The sequence below is a fragment of the Streptomyces hokutonensis genome, assembly GCF_000376565.1.
Classification (GTDB): Bacteria; Actinomycetota; Actinomycetes; order Streptomycetales; family Streptomycetaceae; genus Streptomyces; species Streptomyces hokutonensis.
Window position 1 is genome coordinate 187,509 of record NZ_BARG01000006.1, and the last position, 20,539, is coordinate 208,047.

13 protein-coding genes and 1 other RNA gene are annotated in these 20,539 nt (G+C 70.8%); 5 read left to right on the forward strand and 9 right to left on the reverse strand.

What is annotated here, in order from left to right; all coding sequences use genetic code 11:
- Positions 1–13: 13 nt before the first annotated feature.
- Genes yicI through SSP08S_RS02440 form a run of 3 tightly spaced genes read left to right on the forward strand, consistent with a single transcriptional unit; the run spans position 14 to position 6,220 of the window.
- The gene (gene yicI, locus SSP08S_RS02430; protein ID WP_019065983.1) at positions 14–2,260 is read left to right on the forward strand and encodes an alpha-xylosidase; all 2,247 of its coding nucleotides are present in this window, start codon (positions 14–16) and stop codon (positions 2,258–2,260) included.
- On the forward strand, positions 2,254–3,264 hold the full coding sequence (locus SSP08S_RS02435) for a LacI family DNA-binding transcriptional regulator (RefSeq protein ID WP_019065984.1): 1,011 nt from the start codon (positions 2,254–2,256) through the stop codon (positions 3,262–3,264). Before yicI ends, SSP08S_RS02435 begins: the two co-directional genes overlap by 7 nt.
- Positions 3,265–3,310: 46 nt before the next feature.
- Positions 3,311–6,220 (forward strand): glycoside hydrolase family 3 protein, encoded by a 2,910-nt coding sequence (locus SSP08S_RS02440; RefSeq protein WP_051105840.1) that lies wholly within the window; start codon positions 3,311–3,313, stop codon positions 6,218–6,220.
- Positions 6,221–6,271: 51 nt separating this feature from the next.
- On the opposite strand, the gene ssrA is transcribed toward SSP08S_RS02440, so the two are convergent.
- The 5 genes from ssrA to ftsE all read right to left on the reverse strand — a co-directional run bounded on the left by ssrA (position 6,272) and on the right by ftsE (position 10,267).
- Positions 6,272–6,659, reverse strand: a transfer-messenger RNA (tmRNA) gene (gene ssrA / locus SSP08S_RS58685).
- Between the two features lie 104 nt (positions 6,660–6,763).
- Entirely contained in the window at positions 6,764–7,306 is a 543-nt protein-coding gene (gene smpB / locus SSP08S_RS02445; RefSeq protein WP_043259227.1) for an SsrA-binding protein SmpB, read from the reverse strand.
- A 46-nt stretch (positions 7,307–7,352) separates the two neighbouring features.
- A complete protein-coding gene (locus tag SSP08S_RS02450) occupies positions 7,353–8,537 on the reverse strand; it encodes a S41 family peptidase (RefSeq protein ID WP_174479363.1) in 1,185 nt (394 codons plus the stop codon).
- Positions 8,538–8,604: 67 nt separating this feature from the next.
- A complete protein-coding gene (gene ftsX, locus SSP08S_RS02455; RefSeq protein ID WP_019065988.1) occupies positions 8,605–9,522 on the reverse strand; it encodes a permease-like cell division protein FtsX in 918 nt (305 codons plus the stop codon).
- A gap of 55 nt (positions 9,523–9,577) precedes the next feature.
- Complete coding sequence (gene ftsE / locus SSP08S_RS02460; protein ID WP_019065989.1) at positions 9,578–10,267, reverse strand: cell division ATP-binding protein FtsE; 690 nt, start codon at positions 10,265–10,267, stop codon at positions 9,578–9,580.
- A 251-nt stretch (positions 10,268–10,518) separates the two neighbouring features.
- Here ftsE and SSP08S_RS02465 point away from each other — a divergent pair, with 251 nt between their 5' ends.
- Positions 10,519–10,710, forward strand: a complete 192-nt coding sequence (locus tag SSP08S_RS02465) for a hypothetical protein (protein ID WP_019056429.1) — start codon at positions 10,519–10,521, stop codon at positions 10,708–10,710.
- A gap of 96 nt (positions 10,711–10,806) precedes the next feature.
- On the opposite strand, the gene SSP08S_RS02470 is transcribed toward SSP08S_RS02465, so the two are convergent.
- The 4 genes from SSP08S_RS02470 to SSP08S_RS02485 form a co-directional block, all read right to left on the reverse strand.
- The gene (locus SSP08S_RS02470) at positions 10,807–11,415 is read right to left on the reverse strand and encodes a hypothetical protein (RefSeq protein WP_019065990.1); all 609 of its coding nucleotides are present in this window, start codon (positions 11,413–11,415) and stop codon (positions 10,807–10,809) included.
- Between the two features lie 311 nt (positions 11,416–11,726).
- Positions 11,727–12,833 (reverse strand): peptide chain release factor 2, encoded by a 1,107-nt coding sequence (prfB, locus tag SSP08S_RS02475; RefSeq protein ID WP_019065991.1) that lies wholly within the window; start codon positions 12,831–12,833, stop codon positions 11,727–11,729.
- 596 nt (positions 12,834–13,429) lie between these two features.
- A complete protein-coding gene (locus SSP08S_RS02480; RefSeq protein WP_019065992.1) occupies positions 13,430–14,671 on the reverse strand; it encodes a serine/threonine-protein kinase in 1,242 nt (413 codons plus the stop codon).
- Positions 14,672–14,813: 142 nt separating this feature from the next.
- Positions 14,814–16,511, reverse strand: a complete 1,698-nt coding sequence (locus SSP08S_RS02485; RefSeq protein ID WP_019065993.1) for a serine/threonine-protein kinase — start codon at positions 16,509–16,511, stop codon at positions 14,814–14,816.
- Between the two features lie 346 nt (positions 16,512–16,857).
- Here SSP08S_RS02485 and SSP08S_RS02490 point away from each other — a divergent pair, with 346 nt between their 5' ends.
- On the forward strand, positions 16,858–20,397 hold the full coding sequence (locus SSP08S_RS02490; protein WP_019065994.1) for an FHA domain-containing protein: 3,540 nt from the start codon (positions 16,858–16,860) through the stop codon (positions 20,395–20,397).
- Positions 20,398–20,539: the final 142 nt, after the last annotated feature.

The window sequence follows — 20,539 nt, forward strand, 5'->3', positions numbered from 1 at the left end:
GGGGACCCCCCACGTGAAGTTCACCGACGGCTACTGGCTGCTGCGCGAGGGCGTCACCGCCGCCCACCCGGTCGAAGTCCTCGATGTCACCGCCCCGGACGGCGCGTTGGAGATCCACGCGCCGACCGTCCCCATCCGCCACCGCGGCGACCTGCTGAAGGGACCGGTCGTGACGATCAGCGCCCACGCCCCGATGCCCGACGTCATCGGCGTCACCTTCACCCACTTCGAGGGCGAGCAACCGCGCGGCCCCCAATTCGACGTGCGGACAGAGGACTTCGCGGTTCACACGTCCTACGACGACGAGCGCGCGACCCTCACCTCCGGCGCGCTGTCGGTCCAGGTGGCGCGTACCGGGCCCTGGCACGTCGACTTCCTCGCGCACGGCCGGGTTCTCACCGGCAGCGGCCCCAAGGGCATGGGCATCATGCGGGACGCGACCGGCGCCCACTATCTGCGCGAGCAACTCGGCCTGGGAGTCGGCACATCCGTGTACGGACTCGGCGAACGTTTCGGCCCGCTGGTCAAGAACGGCCAGGTCGTCGACATGTGGAACGCCGACGGCGGCACCGCCACCGAACAGGCCTACAAGAACGTCCCCTTCTACCTCACCGACGCGGGCTACGGCGTCTTCGTCGACCACCCTGGCCGGGTCTCCTTCGAGGTCGGCTCGGAGGCGGTGTCGCGGGTCCAGTTCAGCGTGGAGAGCCAGCAGTTGACGTACTACGTCATCTACGGCCCGACCCCGAAGGACATCCTCCGCAAGTACTCCGCCCTCACCGGCCGCCCGGCGCTCCCGCCCGCCTGGTCGTTCGGCCTGTGGCTGTCGACGTCGTTCACCACGTCCTACGACGAGGAGACGGTGACGTCGTTCATCGAGGGGATGCGGGAGCGTGAACTCCCGCTGTCCGTCTTCCACTTCGACTGTTTCTGGATGCGCGAGTTCAACTGGTGCGACTTCCAGTGGGATCCGCGGGTCTTCCCCGACCCGGAGGGCATGCTCGCCCGGCTGAAGGACCGCGGGCTGCACATCTGCGTCTGGATCAACCCGTACATCGCCCAGCGCTCGCCGCTCTTCGCCGAGGGCAAGGCGCTCGGTCACCTGCTGCGCCGGCCGGACGGCAGTGTCTGGCAGTGGGACCTGTGGCAACCGGGCATGGCCCTGGTCGACTTCACCAGCCCGGCCGCCCGCGACTGGTACGCCGGAAAGCTGGAGGCGCTGCTCGCGCAGGGCGTCGACTGCTTCAAGACCGACTTCGGCGAGCGGGTCCCGGTCGACGTCGCCTACGCGGACGGCTCCGACCCCGAGCGGATGCACAACTACTACACCTACCTCTACAACCGCACGGTCTTCGACGTCCTGCGCAAGCACCGGGGCGAGGGCGAGGCCGTCGTCTTCGCCCGCTCGGCCACAACGGGCAGCCAGAAGTACCCCGTTCACTGGGGCGGCGACTGCGAGGCGACCTACGAGTCGATGGCCGAGTCCCTGCGTGGCGGCCTCTCCCTCGGCCTGTCCGGCTTCGGCTACTGGAGCCACGACATCGGCGGCTTCGAGGGCACCCCGACCCCCGCCCTCTTCAAACGCTGGCTGGCCTTCGGCCTGTTGTCCTCCCACAGCCGCCTGCACGGCAGCTCCTCGTACCGCGTCCCGTGGCTCTTCGACGAGGAATCCGTGGACGTACTACGGCAGTTCACCCGCCTCAAGCTGAGCCTCATGCCGTACCTCTACGAGACCGCCCGCACCGCCTCCGCCGAGGGCGTGCCGATGATGCGGGCGATGGTGCTGGAGTTCCCGGAGGATCCCGGGTGCGCGCATCTGGAACGGCAGTACATGCTCGGCAGCGATCTGCTGGTCGCGCCCGTCTTCAGCGACGACGGCGACGTCTCGTACTACGTCCCCGAGGGCACCTGGACCCACTACCTCACCGGCCGCACGGTCACCGGCCCGCGCTGGGTGCGCGAGAAGCACGGCTTCGACAGCGTGCCGCTCCTCGTCCGGCCGGGCGCGGTGATCCCGGTCGGCGCGGTGTCCGACCGGCCCGACTACGACTTCGCCGACGGGGTCACCCTGCGGGCGTACGGCCTGGAGCGGGGCGCGCAGGTGACGGTGCCGGTCGGCGACGTGACCTTCACCGTCGTACGGGAAGGGGACACGCTCCGGGCGTCGTGCAGCGACCCGTCCCTGGCCTGGGCGCTGGCCGCCGGGGAACGGTCGAAGTCGGGCAGCGGGTTCCTGACCCTGGAGCTGGGCCGATGGTGAAGATCACCGATGTGGCCCGGCACGCCGGGGTCTCCCCGAGCACCGTGTCGTACGCGCTGAGCGGCAAGCGCCCGATCTCCGAGGAGACCCGGCAGCGCGTCGAGGCGTCCATCCGCGAGCTGGGCTACCGGCCGCACGCCGGTGCCCGCGCCCTGGCCAGCAGCCGGTCGAACGTGCTGGCCCTCGTCATCCCCTTACGCACCGGCATCCACGTCCCCGTGGTCATGCAGTTCGCGATGTCGGTGGCGACCACGGCCCGCCGCCACGACCACGACGTGCTGCTGCTCACCCAGGAGGAGGGCGAGGAGGGGCTGCGGCGGGTCGTGGACTCGGCGCTCGTGGACGCGATGATCGTGATGGACGTCCAACTCGACGACCCCCGGCTGCCGTTGCTCCGCTCCCTCGACCGGCCGTCCGTGCTGATCGGCTTCCCCGCCGAGGCCGACGGGCTGACCTGCATCGACCTCGACTTCAGGGCGGCCGGTGAGCTGTGCGTGGAACGGCTCGCGGGGCTCGGGCACCGGGTCGTCGCCCTCGTCGGGTCACCGCCCGAGGTGTACGTCCGCCGAACCGCCTTCGCCCAGCGGGTCGTTCAGGGCTTCACGGCCGCCGCGCACCGCAACGGGCTCGTCTCCTGCGTCCACCCCTGCGAGCCGGCGCCCGCTGCGGCAGCCGCCGTGGCCGAACAACTGCTGCGCGAACAGCCCGCGTTGACCGGAGTCGTCGTCCACAACGAACCGCTCCTGGAGCCCCTCGTCGACGCCTTCGAGCAACTGGGCCTGCGCGTCCCCGGCGATCTCTCGATCACCGCGATCTGTCCCGACGAGCTCGCCGAATCCGTACGCGTCCCGGTCACCTCGGTCGCCCTGCCCGCCGCCGAACTCGGCTCCAAGGCGGTCGAGTTGCTGATGAAGAAGCTGGGCGGCAAGACCGTGCCCGACGCGACGCTGCTCGCACCCCGGCTGACGGAACGCGCGAGCACGGCACCGCGCCACGCGCCCTGACGTTCACAACGCCCGCATGCAAGGCCCTACTTGAAGGAGCCGCGATATGAAAGGCACGAGAAGAAGACACAGAACCACGCTCGCCGTGGCGTTCGCCCTGATCATCGGCCTGGGAGCGACGGTCCCGGCGACAGCCGACACCCCGTACCCCTTCCGCGACCCGACTCTCCCCGTGAGTAAGCGCGTTGACGACCTCCTGGGCCGGCTGACCCTCGACGAGAAGATCTCCCTCCTCCACCAGTACGAGCCCGCGATCCCCCGCCTCGGCATCCAGTCCTTCCGCACCGGCACCGAGGCGCTGCACGGAGTCGCCTGGCTCGGGAAGGCCACCGTCTTCCCGCAGGCCATCGGACTCGCCTCCACCTGGGACCCGGCACTGATGGAACAGGTCGGCTCGGCGGTCGGCGACGAGGCCCGCGGCTTCCAGCAACTACGCCCGGACGGCTGGGGGTTGAACCTCTGGGCCCCGGTGGTGAACCTGTTGCGCGACCCGCGCTGGGGCCGCAACGAGGAGGGCTACAGCGAGGACCCCGAACTGACCGGCGCCCTGTCCACGGCCTACGGCGAGGGCCTGACCGGCGGCGACCCGGACCACCTCAAGACGGCCCCCACCCTCAAGCACTACCTCGGCTACAACAACGAGGTCGACCGCGCGACCACCTCCTCCGACCTGCGCCCACGGGTGGAGAAGGAGTACGACGAGGCCGCCTTCAAACCGGCGATAGCGGCGGACGCGGCCACCGGCGTGATGACGTCGTACAACCTGGTCAACGGCCGCCCCGCGACGGTCAATCCGGACCTGGACGACGAAGTGAGGACCTGGACCGGCCAGAACCTGCTGAACGTCACCGACGCCTTCGCCCCCGGCAATCTGGTCACTCCCCAGCAGTACTACCCGACGATCGCGGAGGGCGACGCGGCGGCGCTCAAGGCCGGTGTCGACAGCTTCACGGACAACAGCGCCGACTCCGGCCCGACGACCACGGCGATCAACTCGGCGCTGCAACAAGGCCTGTTGAAGGTGTCGGACATCGACAAGGCGGTGTCGGACATCCTCTCCGTCCGTGTCCGGCTCGGCGAGTTCGACCCGGGCGGCGGCAAGTACGGCTCGATCGACGCGTCGGTCATCGACAGCCCGGCGCATCGGCAACTGGCGCGCAAGGCGGCGGCCGAGGGGACGGTACTGCTCAAGAAGAGTGCGTCACTTCCGCTGAAAGCGACACAGAAAAACGTGGCAGTGGTCGGCCCCCTCGCCGACACGCTCTACACCGACTGGTACTCGGGCACACTCCCCTACGCCGTCACCCCCGCGCAGGGCATCGCCGCGAAACTGAAGGCACCCGTGGCCACCAGCGAGGGAGTCGACCGCATCGCCCTGCGCGACACGGCGACCGGCAAGTACGTCACGGCCGGCACCGGCGACACGGGCGCCCCCTTGCAGGAGACCACCAACACCCCGACGCCCGCGGCCCAGTTCGACGCGTTCGACTGGGGCTCGGGCATCGTCACCCTGCGCTCGGCCGCCAACGGCAAGTACGTCGGCTACAACTGGTCGAACTTCGTCAACGACCAGACCCAGCCCAACGGTTGGTACGTCCAGCAGCAGTTCAAGCTGGAACAGCAGGACGACGGAACGTACTTGCTGAGGTACGCGGGCTACGAGACGGCCGAGTCCTGGTGGTCGAACCCGGTCTACCTCGGCCCGACCGACGCCAACGGCACCCTGGGCCTGGTGCCCAAGGACCAGGCGGCGCACTACGCGAAGGACGTGGTCCGCGACGGCATCGACGATGCCGTGGCCGCGGTGAAGGGCAAGGACACGGCGGTCGTCGTCATCGGTTCGATGCCGTCGATCAACGGCCGCGAGGCCCACGACCGCACGGACATGTCCCTGGCCCCCTCGCAGGAGGCCCTGGTCAAGGCGGTCCACCGGGCCAACCCCAAGACGGTGGTGATCGTCGAGAACAGCTACCCCACCACGCTGGGCGCTGTGCAGAAGGAAGTCCCGGCCCTCCTCTGGACCTCCCACGCCGGCCAGGAGACGGGCAACGCCCTCGCCGATGTCCTCTACGGCGACGTCAACCCGTCCGGCCGCCTCACCCAGACCTGGTACCGCTCGGACGGCGACCTCCCGTCGATCCTCGACTACGACATCATCAAGTCCGACCGCACCTACCAGTACTTCCAGGGCACCCCCCTCTACCCCTTCGGCTACGGCCTCTCGTACACGACCTTCCGCTACGGCACCCTGAAACCCGTCGCCGGCGGCTACGAGGTCCCGGTCACTAACACCGGCACCCGAGCGGGCGACGAGGTCGTCCAGCTCTACACGCACCAGCGCACCTCCCGCGACAAAGAGCCCCTGAAGCAGCTCAAGGCCTTCCAACGGGTCTCGCTCAAGCCCGGGGAGACAAAGACGGTCCACCTGAACATCCAGCAGAAGGACCTGGCCCACTGGGACGTCACGCGCTCGAAATGGGTCGTGGAATCCGGCACGTACGACGTCATGGCCGGAGCGTCGTCGGCGGACATCCGAGCCCGTACGACCTGGCAGGTCCACGGGGAGACCATCCCGCCCCGGAACCTCTCCCGGACGACCCGCGCCGAGAACTTCGACGACTACTCCGCCGTCCACCTCGTCGACGAGTCCAAGGCGAGCGGCACGGCGGTGGGCGCGGCGGCGGACGGCGCGTGGCTGAAGTTCGCGGACACCCAACTGGGCGCGGGGGCAACGAAGTTCACGGCCCGGGTGGCGGGTACGGCAGCCGGCACGATCGAGGTCCGGCTCGGCTCCCCGACGGGAAAGCTCGCGGGGACGGTCCACACGGCGGCGACCTCATCGTCGTACGACTACGAGACGGTGACCGCGGATCTGTCGGGTGCGGCGAAGGGCCGTACGGACGTGTATCTGGTCCTGAGCAACGGCCTACGAATGTCGACCTTCACTGTTCAGTGACAGGAAAAAGCCCCCGCTGTCGAAACAGCGGGGGCTTTACCCACATGGGATGAGTGGAGATGGCGGGAATCGAACCCGCGTCCACCGGTGCAGAATCAGGGCTTCTCCGTGTGCAGTTCGCTGTGCTTTTCTCGGCCCCGGCAATCACGCGAACAAGTCGCCGACGGGCCCAGTCACTGTTTGATTTCCCACCGGACCCCGTGACCGGGCCCGATGGTTTAGTTCCCTAGATTATGCCAGGGTCCGGGTCGGGAACATCCCCGGTCTGACACCCTTTTAGGGTCCTTCAGTCGCTGTTATTAGGCAGCGAGGGCGAAGGACTGGGAATCGCTCTTGGAATTGGCGATTATTGGTTGCGACATATGGTTAACGAGATCATTGCCGCTTCCTCGACACGCTTCACCTGCTTCGACAGCCGCTGTCGAAACCGATCATCCCCATGTTGTTTTTTCAAGTCCCTCCGGAGAGGGGGCGCACCCGCTGTGGGGTGCAGTAGCCATCGTACGTGACCAACGCACGCCGATGCCACCGTATTCCCCGTGGCTACTCGCCCCGCTGCTTCCGCTTCGCGGCGGCGATCGCGCGGTCCGACTCCCGGCGGTCCTGCTTCTCGCGCAGGGTCTGCCGCTTGTCGTACTCCTTCTTGCCTCGCGCGAGCGCGATCTCGGCCTTCGCCCGGCCGTCCTTGAAGTACAGGGCGAGGGGCACGATCGTGTGACCCGTCTCCTCCGACTTGGACGCCAGCTTGTCGATCTCCTCGCGGTGCAGCAGCAGCTTGCGCTTGCGGCGGACCGTGTGGTTCGTCCAGGTGCCCTGGCTGTACTCGGGGATGTGGGCGTTGTGCAGCCACGCCTCACCCCCGTCGATCTGGACGAAGCCGTCCGTCAGCGAGGCGCGCCCCTGGCGCAGCGACTTGACCTCGGTGCCGGTCAGGACGAGCCCGGCCTCGTAGGTGTCGACGATCGCGTAGTCGTGCCGGGCCTTCTTGTTCTGCGCGACGATCTTGCGCTTGCCGTCCTTGGCCTTCGCGGCCCCGCCGCCCTGCTTGGGCTGGGACTCCTTGGGTACGTACATTCCCTTGCTCATAGTGCTGCCCATTTTCGCACTACCAGGGGCCATGAGGGAAAGGCGATTACGAAGCGTCCCCGAGGCCGCTCAGTACGGTCTCCGCGCGTTCTACGGCCGCCTGCCCCTGCGCGGTGACATCGAGGTCGGGGGTGATGCCCCGGCCGTCGACGGTGTGGCCGGAGGGGGTGCGGTAGTGGCCGACGGTGAGTTCGGCGACGGCGCCGTCGGGGAGCTGGCTCGGCATCTGGACCGAGCCCTTGCCGAAGGTCCTGGAGCCCACGACGACCGCGCGGCCTCGGTCCTGGAGGGCGCCGGTGAGCATCTCGGCCGCGCTCATCGTGCCGCCGTCGACGAGCGCGACCAGGGGTCTGGTGGTGTCGCCGCCGGTGGCCGCGTGCAGGACCTGCTGCTCGCCGTCGACGTCGTACGTGGCGACGAGGCCGCCGTCGAGGAAGGCGGAGGCGGTGGTGACGGCCTCGGCGACCAGGCCGCCGGAGTTGCCGCGCAGGTCGAGGATGAACCCGGAGTCGGCGGGGGCCTGGCGGACGGCGGTGCGGACGATGTCGCCGACGCCCTTGGTGAACGCGGAGATCTTGATGACGGTGACCTCGCCGGCGGGTCTGGTGACGGTCACGGAGTCGGTGGAGAGGCGGGCGCGCCGTACGGTCTCGCTCCACGCGTGCGTGCCGCGCTCCAGGCCGAGGGTGACGGTGGTGCCGGCGGCGGCGTCCTGGGCGTCGCCGCGGAGTAAGGCCACGACCTCGGTGACGGGCTGTCCGTCGACGTTCTCGCCGTCGATCGTGCGCAGCCGGTCGCCCTTGCGGACCCCGGCGATGGCGGCGGGCGACCCGGACTGCACCTTGGTCACCTCGATCCGGCCGTCGCGCTCCCGGCGGGCCCAGAGCCCGACGCCGGTGTACTGGCCGTCGAGGGCCTCCTCGAACTCCTCGTACTCCCCCTGGGAGTACACGGCGCCCCAGCGGTCCCCGCTGCGGCTGACGGCGCGTTCGGCGGCCTCCATGGGCGACTTGCCGTCGGCCTTCGCCTCGGCGGCGGCCTTCGCGACGTCCTCGTGCTTGGCGACGGGCGCCGAACGGGCCGTACCGGACGCCGATTTACGGTCCGGCGGGACGGGTTCCTCGAACGACCCGGTCGCCGCACCGGCGACGAGCACGCTCGCGAACACCAATGTCAGGGCTGCCCCGCGGCGGATGCGGCGGGGCTGACAGAACAGGTCGCGGCCTGACATGGCGGTGAGTCTAGGACAACGGGAAGGGCCGCACGGGCGGTTGCCCGTACGGCCCTCTTGGCATGCGTCACACCTTGAGGTACTTGCGCAGCGCGAAAAACGCTGCCAGCGCGGGCATCAGGAGGCTCGTCGCGAGGATGAGCGGGAGCTTGGTGAGGACGGCGTCCCAGCCGATGAAGTTGATCAGATTGAGTTTGTGGGACAGGTCCAGGCCGTGGTCGATGATGAAGTACCGGCCGATCACCAGGAATCCGCAGGCGACCGTGCCGCCGATGAGGCCGGCGACGGCGGCCTCCATGATGAACGGGGCCTGGATGTAGAAGCCGGACGCGCCGACCAGCCGCATGATGCCGGTCTCACGGCGACGGCTGAACGCCGAGACGCGCACCGTGTTGACGATCAGCATCAGGGCGACGACGAGCATGAGGGCCATGACCGCGCGGGCGGCCCAGTTCATGCCGTTCAGCAGGCCGAAGAGGTTGTCCAGGATGCCCTTCTGGTCCTGCACCGACTGGACGCCGTCACGGCCGTCGAAGGCGGTCGCGATGACCTGGTACTTCTGCGGGTCCTTCAGCTTGATGCGGTACGACTCCTGCATCTGGTCCGGGGTGAGCGAACTGGCCAGCGGGGAGTCGCCGAACTGCTGCTTGTAGTGCTTGTACGCCTCGTCCTGCGACTCGTACGTGACCTTCTGGACGACCGACATCTTGTCGAGGTCGGACTTGATCTGCGCCTTCTGGTCGTCGGTCACCGCGCCCTTGGCACAGTTGGGGTCGGACTCGGCGTCGCTCTTGTTGCAGAGGAAGATCGAGACGTTGACCTTGTCGTACCAGTAGCCCTTCATGGTGGTGACCTGGTCGCTCATCAGGAGCGAGCCGCCGAAGAGGGCCAGGGACAGGGCTACGGAGACGACGACCGCGAAGGTCATCGTCAGGTTGCGGCGGAGACCGACACCGATCTCGGACAGTACGAACTGGGCGCGCATGGCGGCTTCTTCAGGCCTTTCCGTGGACGGACATCAGACGGCGGTCGAACGGCGGTCAGTGCTGGTAGCCGTAGACGCCACGCGCCTGGTCACGGACGAGGCGGCCGCCCTCCAGCTCGATGACGCGCTTGCGCATCTGGTCCACGATGTTCTGGTCGTGCGTCGCCATCACCACGGTGGTGCCCGTCCGGTTGATCCGGTCGAGCAGCTTCATGATGCCGACGGAGGTCTGCGGGTCGAGGTTGCCGGTGGGTTCGTCCGCGATGAGGAGCTTGGGCCGGTTCACGAAGGCTCTCGCGATGGCCACGCGCTGCTGCTCACCACCGGAGAGTTCACCGGGCCGCCGGTCTTCCTTGCCTCCCAGCCCGACGAGGTCGAGCACCTGGGGCACGGACTTGCGGATCTCGCCCTTGGACTTGCCGATGACCTCCTGTGCGAAGGCCACGTTCTCGGCGACCGTCTTGTTGGGCAGCAGGCGGAAGTCCTGGAAGACGGTCCCCAGCTGGCGGCGCATCTGCGGCACCTTCCAGTTGGAGATGCGGGCGAGGTCCTTGCCCAGCACGTGCACCTGGCCCTGGCTGCACCGCTCCTCGCGGAGGACCAGCCTCAGGAAGGTGGACTTTCCGGAGCCGGAGGACCCCACGAGGAACACGAACTCGCCCTTCTCCACTTCCAGGGAGACGTCCCTGAGAGCGGGGCGGGTCTGCTTGGGGTAGACCTTGGAGACACTGTCGAATCGGATCACGGGAGCACCACGGGTAGCCGGGGGTAGGTGAGCGTGACCATACGCGACCTGGGTGTGCCCGCGCAGTCGCCCTCCAGGGTTGTGCGAGGCTTGCACGTTTTGTCGCGGATCTGAAGGGCTGGAACGCACAAGGTCGGGGCAGGATAAGGCGAGCCGCGCCGAATCCCGCGGAACCTGGCACAGTGGAGGGGGAACGTTCTAGTTTCCCGAGGCGTTGTGTCTGTGGAAGCCGGTGCAAGGAGGGCGAGCGCATGACGTACGACCGGTTGGTGTGCGCGAACTGCGCGGCGCCCGTGAACGAGGGCCGCTGTCCCGTCTGCCGCGCGAACCGCGCGCGGCTGCAGCAGGAGAACCCGTGGGGCAATCTCAACCCCATGGCGTTGATCGCCCTGCTCGCGGTGCTGATCGCGGCGCTGGCGCTGGTGGCGCACCAGACCGCGTAGGCGGCCTGGACGAGGACACAGGGAAGGGCCCGGAGCGACAAGCTCCGGGCCCTTCGTCGTACGACGTGCGTACGGTCCGTACAGGGACGGCTACCGTCAGGCGACCGTGCCGTTGCGACCGTTCCCGAGGCGCGGGAGGACGCGGAAGGCGATGCCGCCGGCGATCATCGTCGCGGCGCCGATCAGCAGGAACGCGGTCTGGCCGGCACCGGTCTCGGCCAGCTCGTCACCGCTGCCCTGGGCCGTGGTGTCGGAACCGGTGTCCGTGAGGGCGGAGGTACCGGCTTCCTGGGCGGAGGAACCGCCGTCGGGGTCGGCGTTGTTGCCGCCGGTGGAGCCGGAGCCGCTGGTGCTGCCGTCCGACGGGCTGTCGGTCGTGGGCTCGTCCGTCGGCTCGGTGGGGTTGTCCGTGGGCTCGGTCGGCTCGTCGGTGGGAGGAGTCGAGACGGGCGTGGACGGCGGGGTGGCCGGCGGCGTGCTGTCCGGGGCGGTCGGGACGCCCGTGTCGGTCGGAGTCGCGGGCGGAGTCGAGGCCGGGTCGGTCGTCGGGTCGTCGAGGTTGACGTCCGCGCTGACCCCGTTGCCGTCCACGGTCACGCCCAGGTCGAGCGCCGATGCGGCACCCGCGGCGGTCAGCGAGGCGCCGGCGGCGATGATCGCGCCCGCCGCTATGCGCGCGACACGGATCCGCGTCTTCTTCGTCATTAGGTTGCTACCCCCATGTAGCTCGTCGTCAGTGGTGCGTCGGTGTCCGGGGCCGTGATCGACAGGGGTAGCGGCTGGCGAAAGCTCGACTCCCCCGGTTCACATGCGCCCCAGAGACACGCATGCCACGCTTCACCCTTCCCATTTTTCACAGCAACGTCAAGGCCGTTGCGAGCGCAATGTCCAACTACGGGTTCTTTGCTGGGGGATGGAACCTGTGAGTGTGATGTAAAACCCAGACATCGGGGAGCACGACGGGAAAGCAAAAGGCAACTGCCGCCCGGTGGACGGCAGTTGCCTTGTCGACAAACTTACTTCTCCTGCTGCTTGCGCCAGCGAATTCCGGCCTCGAGGAAGCCGTCGATCTCGCCGTTGAACACAGCCTCGGGGTTGCCCACTTCGTACTCCGTACGCAGGTCCTTGACCATCTGGTACGGGTGCAGGACGTAAGAACGCATCTGGTTGCCCCAGGAGTTGCCGCCGTCGCCCTTGAGGGCGTCCATCCGGGCCTGCTCCTCCTGGCGGCGCCGCTCCAGCAGCTTGGCCTGGAGCACGTTCATCGCGCTGGCCTTGTTCTGGATCTGCGAGCGCTCGTTCTGGCAGGAGACGACGATGCCGGTGGGCAGGTGGGTGAGGCGGACCGCGGAGTCGGTGGTGTTGACGCCCTGCCCACCGGGCCCGGAGGACCGGTAGACATCCACCCGCAACTCGGACTCGTCGATCTCGATGTGATCGGTCTGCTCGACGACCGGCAGGATCTCGACACCCGCGAAGGAGGTCTGACGGCGCCCCTGGTTGTCGAAGGGCGAGATCCGGACCAGCCGGTGGGTGCCCTGCTCGACGGAGAGCGTGCCGTAGGCGTACGGGACGTGCACGGCGAAGGTCGTCGACTTGATGCCGGCCTCTTCGGCGTACGACGTCTCGTAGAGCTCCGTCTTGTAGCCGTGGCGCTCGGCCCAGCGCAGGTACATGCGCTGGAGCTTCTCGGCGAAGTCGGAGGCGTCGACGCCGCCGGCCTCGGCGCGGATGGTGACGACGGCCTCGCGGGAGTCGTACTCGCCGGAAAGAAGAGTACGGACCTCCATCTCGTCCAGCGCCTTCTTGACGGCGGACAGCTCGTTCTCCGCCTCGGCGAGGGTGTCCGGGTCGTCCTCCTCCTCGGCCATCTCGAAGAGGACCGAGAGGTCGTCGATCCGGCCGCGCAGGGCCTCGGTCTTGCGGATCTCGGCCTGGAGGTGACTCAGCTTGCTGGTGACCTTCTGCGCCGCCTCCGGGTCGTCCCACAGGGAGGGCGCTGCCGCCTGCTCCTCGAGGACGACGACATCTGCCCTCAGCTTGTCCAGGTCCAGGACGGCCTCGATCGACTCCATGGTCGAGGAGAGGGACTTGAGCTCTTCGGAAACATCGACGACTGCCACGCCTCCAGCGTAACGGCTCCACCAAGCGGGCTGCGCCGAGCCTGCGGCACCTGAAGGCCACCGGGGACTCCGACTCACCGCCACCTGAAGGCCACCGGGACCCCGACTCACCGCCACCTGAAGATCACCGGACCTCTGACTCACCGCCACCTGCCGCGGGCGTACCTGGGGGCTCCGCCCCCAGACCCCCGACCTATGCCCACCCACCACCCGACTCGGTCCCTCAAGAACTGAACCACTACAAGCCCGTCCGACTCGGTCGGTCGAGAGGTGACCCACCTCAAGCCCGTCCGACTCGGTCGATCGAGAGGGGCGCCGCCCCAGCCTGTCCGACTCGGTCTCTCAAGCACCGGTCCGCATCACTCAGCCCATCCGACTCGGTCGGCCGAGGAGGTGCACCACCCCAGCCCGTCCGACTCGGTCTCCCAAGCACCCATCCCCCATCACTCAGCCCATCCGGCCCGGTCTCTGAAATCACGGTCCGCGTCACTCAGCCCGTCCGGCGTTTGAGGACGAGGCCGTTCAGGCCGAAGCGGGGGTCTGGGGGCGGCAGCCCCCAGGGACGGGACGGGTAGGGGCGGCGGGGGCGAAGAGCCTTATGGCGAAGCCGGTGCCGAGTTCTTCGTGTCCGGGGACGTCGCCCCCGAGTCGTCCCCGGACGTCGCCGCCCACGTACCGACCCCCACCGCCGCGACCAGCACCACCGCCGCCGCCCCGAGGGTCAGCCGCCGACGCCGGGTCGCCGCCCGGTGCCGGGCCGAGCCGGGCCGCGGAGCACCCGCCGCACGCGGGGCGCGAGCCGTACCGCGCGCCCCGCCGGCGAGTTCGTCCGGCGCGGGCACCCGCATCGAGGTGTGCGTGTCCCGGTTGGAGTCCGCGGGCTTCGCGCCGGGCACCAGCGGCACGGCCCCCCGCCGCACCCGCTCACCGCGCGCCGGCGCCGCCACCGGCGCCTCCTCCGGCTCCTGGTCCTCCTGCTCGGTGTCCGGCTCGTCGACGTCCAGCGGAGGCATCCCGGCCAGCAGCGGCAGCTGTTCCCGCAGCCGGGCCGCGAGCTCGGAGGCCCGCAACCGGGACGCCGGCGCCTTCGCCAGGCACTGGACGAGCAGCGCCCACAGCTCCTCGGGAATCCCGGGCAGCGGTACGACGGTCTCGGTGACGTGCCGTCGTAGCACCGCACCGGGGTGGCCGCCCCCGAACGGCGTGAATCCGGCGAGGAGTTCGTACAGCACGGTCGCCAGGGCGTAGATGTCGACGGCCGCGCGCGGGGGCAGGCCCTCGACGATCTCGGGAGCGAGGTAGTCGGGCGTGCCGATGATCTTCGTGGCGCGGGTGCGCCGCGGGGAGTCGATGAGCTTGGCGACCCCGAAGTCCGTCAGCAGGGCCGGGTGCGCGCCGCCGGGTCCGAGCGGGCCCTGCATGTCGAGGAGCACGTTCTCGGGCTTGACGTCCCGGTGCACGACGCCTGCCGCGTGGGCCGCCGCGAGCCCGTCCGCGATGTCGGCGACGATCGCGACCGCGGCTTCGGGGGCGAGGCGCCGTTCCCGGTCCAGGCGGGTGCGCAGATCCGTCCCCCTGACCAGGTCCATGACGAGGGCGAGGTCGTTGCCGTCGACGACCAGGTCCCGTACGGACACGATGTTCGGGTGCTCCAGGCCGAGCAGGGCGGTGCGCTCCTGCACGAAGCGGCCGACGAGCTCCTGGTCGGACGCGAGGTCCTCGCGCAGCAGCTTGACGGCGACGGGCCCCTCGGGACCCTCGCCCAGCCACACCGTGCCGGCGCTGCCCCGCCCCAGGATCTGGTTGGCGGTGTACCGGCTGCCGATCTTCCGTGCCAAGACTGCTCCTACCGACGCGTGTGTCGCTAAAACTACGCGTCAGATGAGCCAACCTTCACCGCCAGGGCGGAAATCACCCACTGGGTGTCGACAAATCACCAACACAACGCCGGACTTGGGGCTTTGGGACGTTGATCGAGGGTCAGTTGTTCCCGGCGGAACTCAGATCCTTGACCCAGCCGCTCACCTGTCCGACGACGTGGCTGATCTCCCGCCAGTAGCTCCTGCCGGTGCCGATCCAGTCCTGCAGCGGGGTCAGCTCCCAGACGAGCCAGCCCGCGACGAACAGCAGGATGATCGTGAACAGACAGCCCTTCAGGCAGCCAAGACCGGGGATCTTCATCGGGTTGGAGCTGCGCTGCCGCGCCTGGCGGGGCTCGCGCGCCGGTTCCTGAGGCCGCTGCTGGGGTTGCTGCGGCTGCCTCGGCGGGGCGTACTGCTGCGGCTGTTGCTGCTGCGGATAGCCGTAGCCCTGCTGGGGCTGCTGGCGTTGCGAGGGCCGCTGCTGCGGGCGCTGCTGGGCGGCCTGGCGGGGCTGCTGCGGCTGCTGCTGGGGGCGGGAGACCTGGCGCTGGGGGCGGCGGCGCAGCGGGTCCTCGCCGGGGTCCAGGTAGGGCTGGAACTGGGTCTGTTCGTTGCGGTCGCGGGCGGCGCGCAGCTGGTTCTGCCAGGGGTGCGGCTGCTCGGGGCCGCCGGGCTGCCCCTGCTGGCCCTGCCCGCCCTGCTGGCCGTACGGGTTCTGCGGCATGACCGTGGTCGGGTCGGCCGCGCCCCGGCTCGGCAGCACGGTGGTCGGGTCGGCGGCGCCCGGCGGGGCGCCGGTGTGCGGGAGGACGCTGGTGGCCGCGTTCGGGTCGAAGCCGCCGGCGCCGTGCGAGAGGACCTGCGTCGGGTCGGCGGCGCCGGGTACGCCCGGTACGGCGGCGGGCGCGGGGTCGGGGGCGAGCAGCCTGCCGACGTTCTCGGCGGCGGCGATCTGCGCGGAGTTGGCGTGTACGCCGATGCCCTCGGCGACGGTGCGCAGGCCGCGGGCGAGGTTCTCGGCGCTGGGCCGTTCGTCCGGGTTCTTGCGCAGGCAGCGCTCGATGACCGTCCACAGCGGGTCGGGGACGGTCGAGGGGCGGCGCGGTTCGGCGCTGAGATGCTGGTGCAGGACTTCGAGGGCGGAGCCGCCGGAGAACGGCGGGTGGCCGGTGACCAGCTCGTACATCAGGATGCCTGCGCCGTAGATGTCCACGGCGGAGGTCTGCGGGCGGCCCTCGGCGGACTCGGGCGCGATGTACGCGGGCGTGCCGACGAACTCCTGCGTGCGGGTCAGCCCCGGGGAGTCGGCGAGGCGGGCGATGCCGAAGTCGGTGAGCAGCGGGTACATCTGGCCGCCGCCCTGCTTGAGCAGGACGTTGGCCGGCTTCAGGTCGCGGTGGACGACGCCGTCGGCGTGGCTGGCGGCCAGCGCGTCGGCGATCTGCGCGGTGAGCAGGGCGGCGCCGACGGGGCTGAAGGGGCCGTTCTCGCGCAGGTAGTGGTGCAGGTCGGGGCCCTCGACGAGATCCATGACGAGTGCCAGGAGATCGCCCTCGACGACCAGGTCGCGGACCCGGACGATGTTCGGGTGGGTCAGGCGCAGCAGCACCGACCGCTCGCGCAGGAACCGCATCACGATGTCGGGATCGCTCGCGAGTTCTTCCTTGAGGACCTTGATGGCGACGGTCTCACCGGGCTGACCCTGGACAGCCGCCTCGGCGCCCGCGGTCTCACGCTGGCGGGCCCGCCAGACGGTGCCCGTGGCGCCGCGTCCGAGCGGCTCCTCCAGGAGGTACTTGCTGCCTACCGGCCGCACGTCTGCGCTCCCTGCTGCTTGCCTGTGTTCCGGTCCACTGTAGTGCCGCCCCTCTTGGGGCTACCTACGTAAGCATCGCCGTACATGTTCGAAGGAAAGACGCTCACCCCGGTCTCCCGGTTGCCCCAATGGTCACCGAAGCCGGACATGACCGGTCTCACTCGATCACCGGTGCGGCACTGGTCAGGCACTTTTGGGGACAGAGCTGACCAATCAAGATCACTTGCTGCCGGGCCCCGGGCGCGTTGTCAGTGGCAGGTGCGAGGATGCGTGCAGAACTGGCCGATGTGCTCGCGCGGGGTGGGGGAATATTCCGCGCCCGGGGCAGAAGGGACCGCTGACGGCGATGCAGATCCGGCTGACCGTCGTAGACCCGCTGGGGCCGCCCGCGCAGCCGCGGGGCCGCTCCGCGAGCTGCGATGTGCTGGTCACCGCGCCCGCCGGCACGGCCCTGGCCGCGGTGGCGTCGGCGCTGGCCTCGGCGGTCTCCGCCGACCCGGGCGCGTCCGCGCCCGAGCGGAGCCGTGAGTCCGGCGCCCCGATCGTGCTCTACGCGGGCGTGGAGCGCCTGGACACCCAGCGCTGCACGCTCGGCGAGCCCCCGCTGACGGACGGCGCGGTGCTGTCCCTGGGCGCCCCCGCCGAGCCCGAGGCGCATCCCGAGCTGGACGACGCCCCGACCCAGCTCCATGTGGTCGCGGGCCCGGACGCGGGCGGGGTGCACCTCCTGCACGGCGGCCAGATCCACATCGGCCGCTCCGCCGACGCCGACGTCCCGCTCGACGACCCGGACGTCTCCCGGCTGCACTGCGCGGTGACGGTCGACCCCGGCGGCCGGGTCTCGGTCGCCGACCTGGGCTCGACGAACGGCACCACGCTGGCGGGCACGCGCGTGGGCACCCGCCCGGTGCGCTTCGCCCCGGGCGCGCTGCTGCGGATCGGCGAGTCCGCCCTGCGGCTGACCCCGTCCGGCGGCCCGGGAGCGCGCACCGAGACGACCCCGGACGGCGAGGGCCACGTGCGCGTGTCCCCCGGCTCCCCCGCCGGCCCCCGCGCGCAGCCGCCCGTGGTGCCCGGCCAGGGCGCCGCCCCGAGCATCGAGCACCGCGTGGTCCCCGACGGCGGGGACACCCACGCGGGCCGCTTCGGGGCGCTCGGCGAGGCCCTCGAGGGCGAGCGCGCCGAGGAATCGTTCTCCGCGCGGACGACGACCTCCCGCATCCCCGTACGCGACGAACCCGGCGAGGACGACGGCCGCAAGGGCACTCCCCTGCGGGGCACCGACGTGCCGCAGGGTGTGCGCAGGCGTGGCGGCATCGGCAAGTGGGCCCGCCGCCTGACGGGCGGCCGCGGCGAGTCGGCCGGCGAGGACCCCGAGTCGTCGTACGACACCTCGTACGGCGATTCCCACGACTCCTACGACGGGGAGGGCGCCGGTCAGAACGCGCCGACCCCGCCCGTGCCCGCCCAGCAGTCGGACACCTGGCCCGACCCGGCCGCCCTGCTGCTCACCGCCCTGGGCCCGGGACCCCGGCTGTGGGAGCGCGGCCCCGGCCACCCCGAGGCGCTCACCGTGCGGCTCGGCACCGCCGACCGCGCGACACCGGACGGCTCGGCGCTGCTGCCCGCGGTGCCGGTGACCTCCGGGCTCCGCGAGGTCGGCGCGCTGGGCCTGGCCGGACCGCGCACGCGGCTGGCGGGGCTCGCCCGCGCGGTGGTGGCCCAGCTCGCCGCGCTGCACTCCCCGGACGCCCTGGAGATCGTGCTGATCAGCACGGACCGGGCGCGTCCTGTGGCCGAGCGGACCGCCGAGTGGTCCTGGCTCGGCTGGCTGCCGCATCTGCGCCCCGGGCACGGCCAGGACTGCCGCCTGCTGCTGGCCTACGACCGCGAACAGGCCACGGCCCGCACCGACGAACTCCTGCGGCGCCTGGAGGATCACATCTCGGACCCGCACGGCGGGGGCCTGCCGAGGGCCACCTACGGGGGCTCCCTCAACGCCGGCCGGCGTACTCCGGGGATCGGCGCGCAGCGCGGTCCGGCGGACGACCGTCACCAGACGGGCGCGAGTTCCCCGTCGAGCGCCCCCACCGCGTACTCGATCACCGACGAGGCCCATCACGACCGCTCCGGCGCCCCCGGTCCGCGCACCTTCGACGACCCGGACTCCGGTGCCACCCGGCCCCGTTCCACCGACCCCGCCGACTCCGACTCCGTGCGCGGCGCCGTCCACCGCCCCTCCTGGGCCCGCACCGACGACGGTGACAGCCCGGCGGACGGGTTCGCGGGGCCGTACACCGTGCTGGTGGTGGACGGTGACCCCGGTGGCGCCGATGTGCGCGAGGCGGTGGCGCGGCTGGCCCACGACGGGCCCCGGGCCGGTATCCACGTCGTGTGTCTCGCCGAGACGGAGGCGGCCTCGCCCACGTCGCCGGTGACGGAGACCTACGAGGCGGCCTGCGCGGCGGCGCCGACGTTCCGGGAGTGCGGCGCGGTCGCGCTGCTGAGCGGCGACGTGGCGACGGCGCTGCGGCTGCTGCGGGTGGCGCACGACGGGTCGCAGCAGCCCGGCGCGGCGGAACCACGCCCCGGCGCGCCCGGCTCGGCGGACTCCGCTCCCGTGGGCCCCGTAGGCGAAGGCACCGTGGCCGCCGTGGACGCCGTCTCACTCGCGTGGGCCGAGCGGTTCGCGCGGGCGCTGGCGCCGCTCAGGGCGGACGGCGCGACGGGTGAGCGGCACGCGCGCGTGTCGGCGCCGTTGCCCCAATCGGCGCGGCTGCTGGACGAGTTGGGTCTTGCCCGGGCCACCCCGGCGTCGCTGCTGGCGCGTTGGGCGGACGCGGGGGACGACAAGGACGCGCTCGGCGGGCGGGCCTGGGCGGTGCTCGGGGCCGGACCGCGCGGGCCGGTCAGCGCGGACCTCGCCGCCGAGGGCCCGCATCTGCTGATCGAGGGCCCGCCGGGCAGCGGCCGTACGGAGTCGCTGCGGGCGGTGGTCGCCTCGCTCGCGGCGGCCGAGCGGCCCGACCGGCTGGGCATCGTGCTGATCGACGGCCGGGACAGTGTCGGCGCGGGCGGCGGTCACGGCGAGGGCCTGCGGGTCTGCACGGACGTACCGCATGTGACCACGCATCTCACGGCCAACGACCCGGTGCGGATGCGGGAGTTCGCGCAGTCGCTGAGCGCGGAGCTGAAGCGGCGGGCCGAGCTGCTGGGCATGATCGGGTTCGCCGAGTGGCACGCGCGGCACGAGGTGTCGGGCCGGATCGTCGCCCAGCGGGGCTCGTCCGGTGCCGGCGATCTGGAGAGTCCGACGAGTTCGACGATCCGGCTGCGCCCGGCTGCGGCCCGTCAACAGACCGAGGCGGCGCCGCCGTTGCCCCGGCTCGTCGTGGTCGTCGACGACCTGGACGCCCTGGTGAAGCCGCCGTTGGGCTCGCCCGGCCGTCCCGCCGCCGGTTCGGTCATACGCGCGCTGGAGGCGGTGGCCCGCGAGGGCGAGCGGCTCGGCGTGCACCTGGTGGCGGCCGCCGCACTGGACGCCCGTACGGCCGAGACGGAACCCGCCCGGCACGCCACGCTCCGCGTCACCCTCGACCCGACGACCCAGGGCCCGGAGGAACCGGCGCCCGGCCGCGGCCGGTTGACCCTCGCGGACGGCCGGAGCACCCCGTTCCAGGGTGGCCGTGTGACGGGCCGTATCCCGCGCACGGCGACGCTCCGCCCCACGGTCGTCCCGCTGGAGTGGCAGCGCATGGGCGACCCCCCGGCCCGCCGCCCGGTCCGCGAACTGGGCAACGGGCCGACGGACTTGGCGCTCCTGGCCAGCGCGCTGGAGCGGGCGACGCGTTCGGTGTCGGCGGCGGAGGTCCCGTCACTCCTCTGATCGTTCACAGGTCGCCCACACAACCCCACGTCACGACCCAGTCACGATCCCGGTCTTGACAGCGGACGCCATCTTGCCGCGTTCAAGTACCGGGCGTAGACCAGTGCGCACGGAAGCGTTCGAGCGTTCGACGAGGAACGAA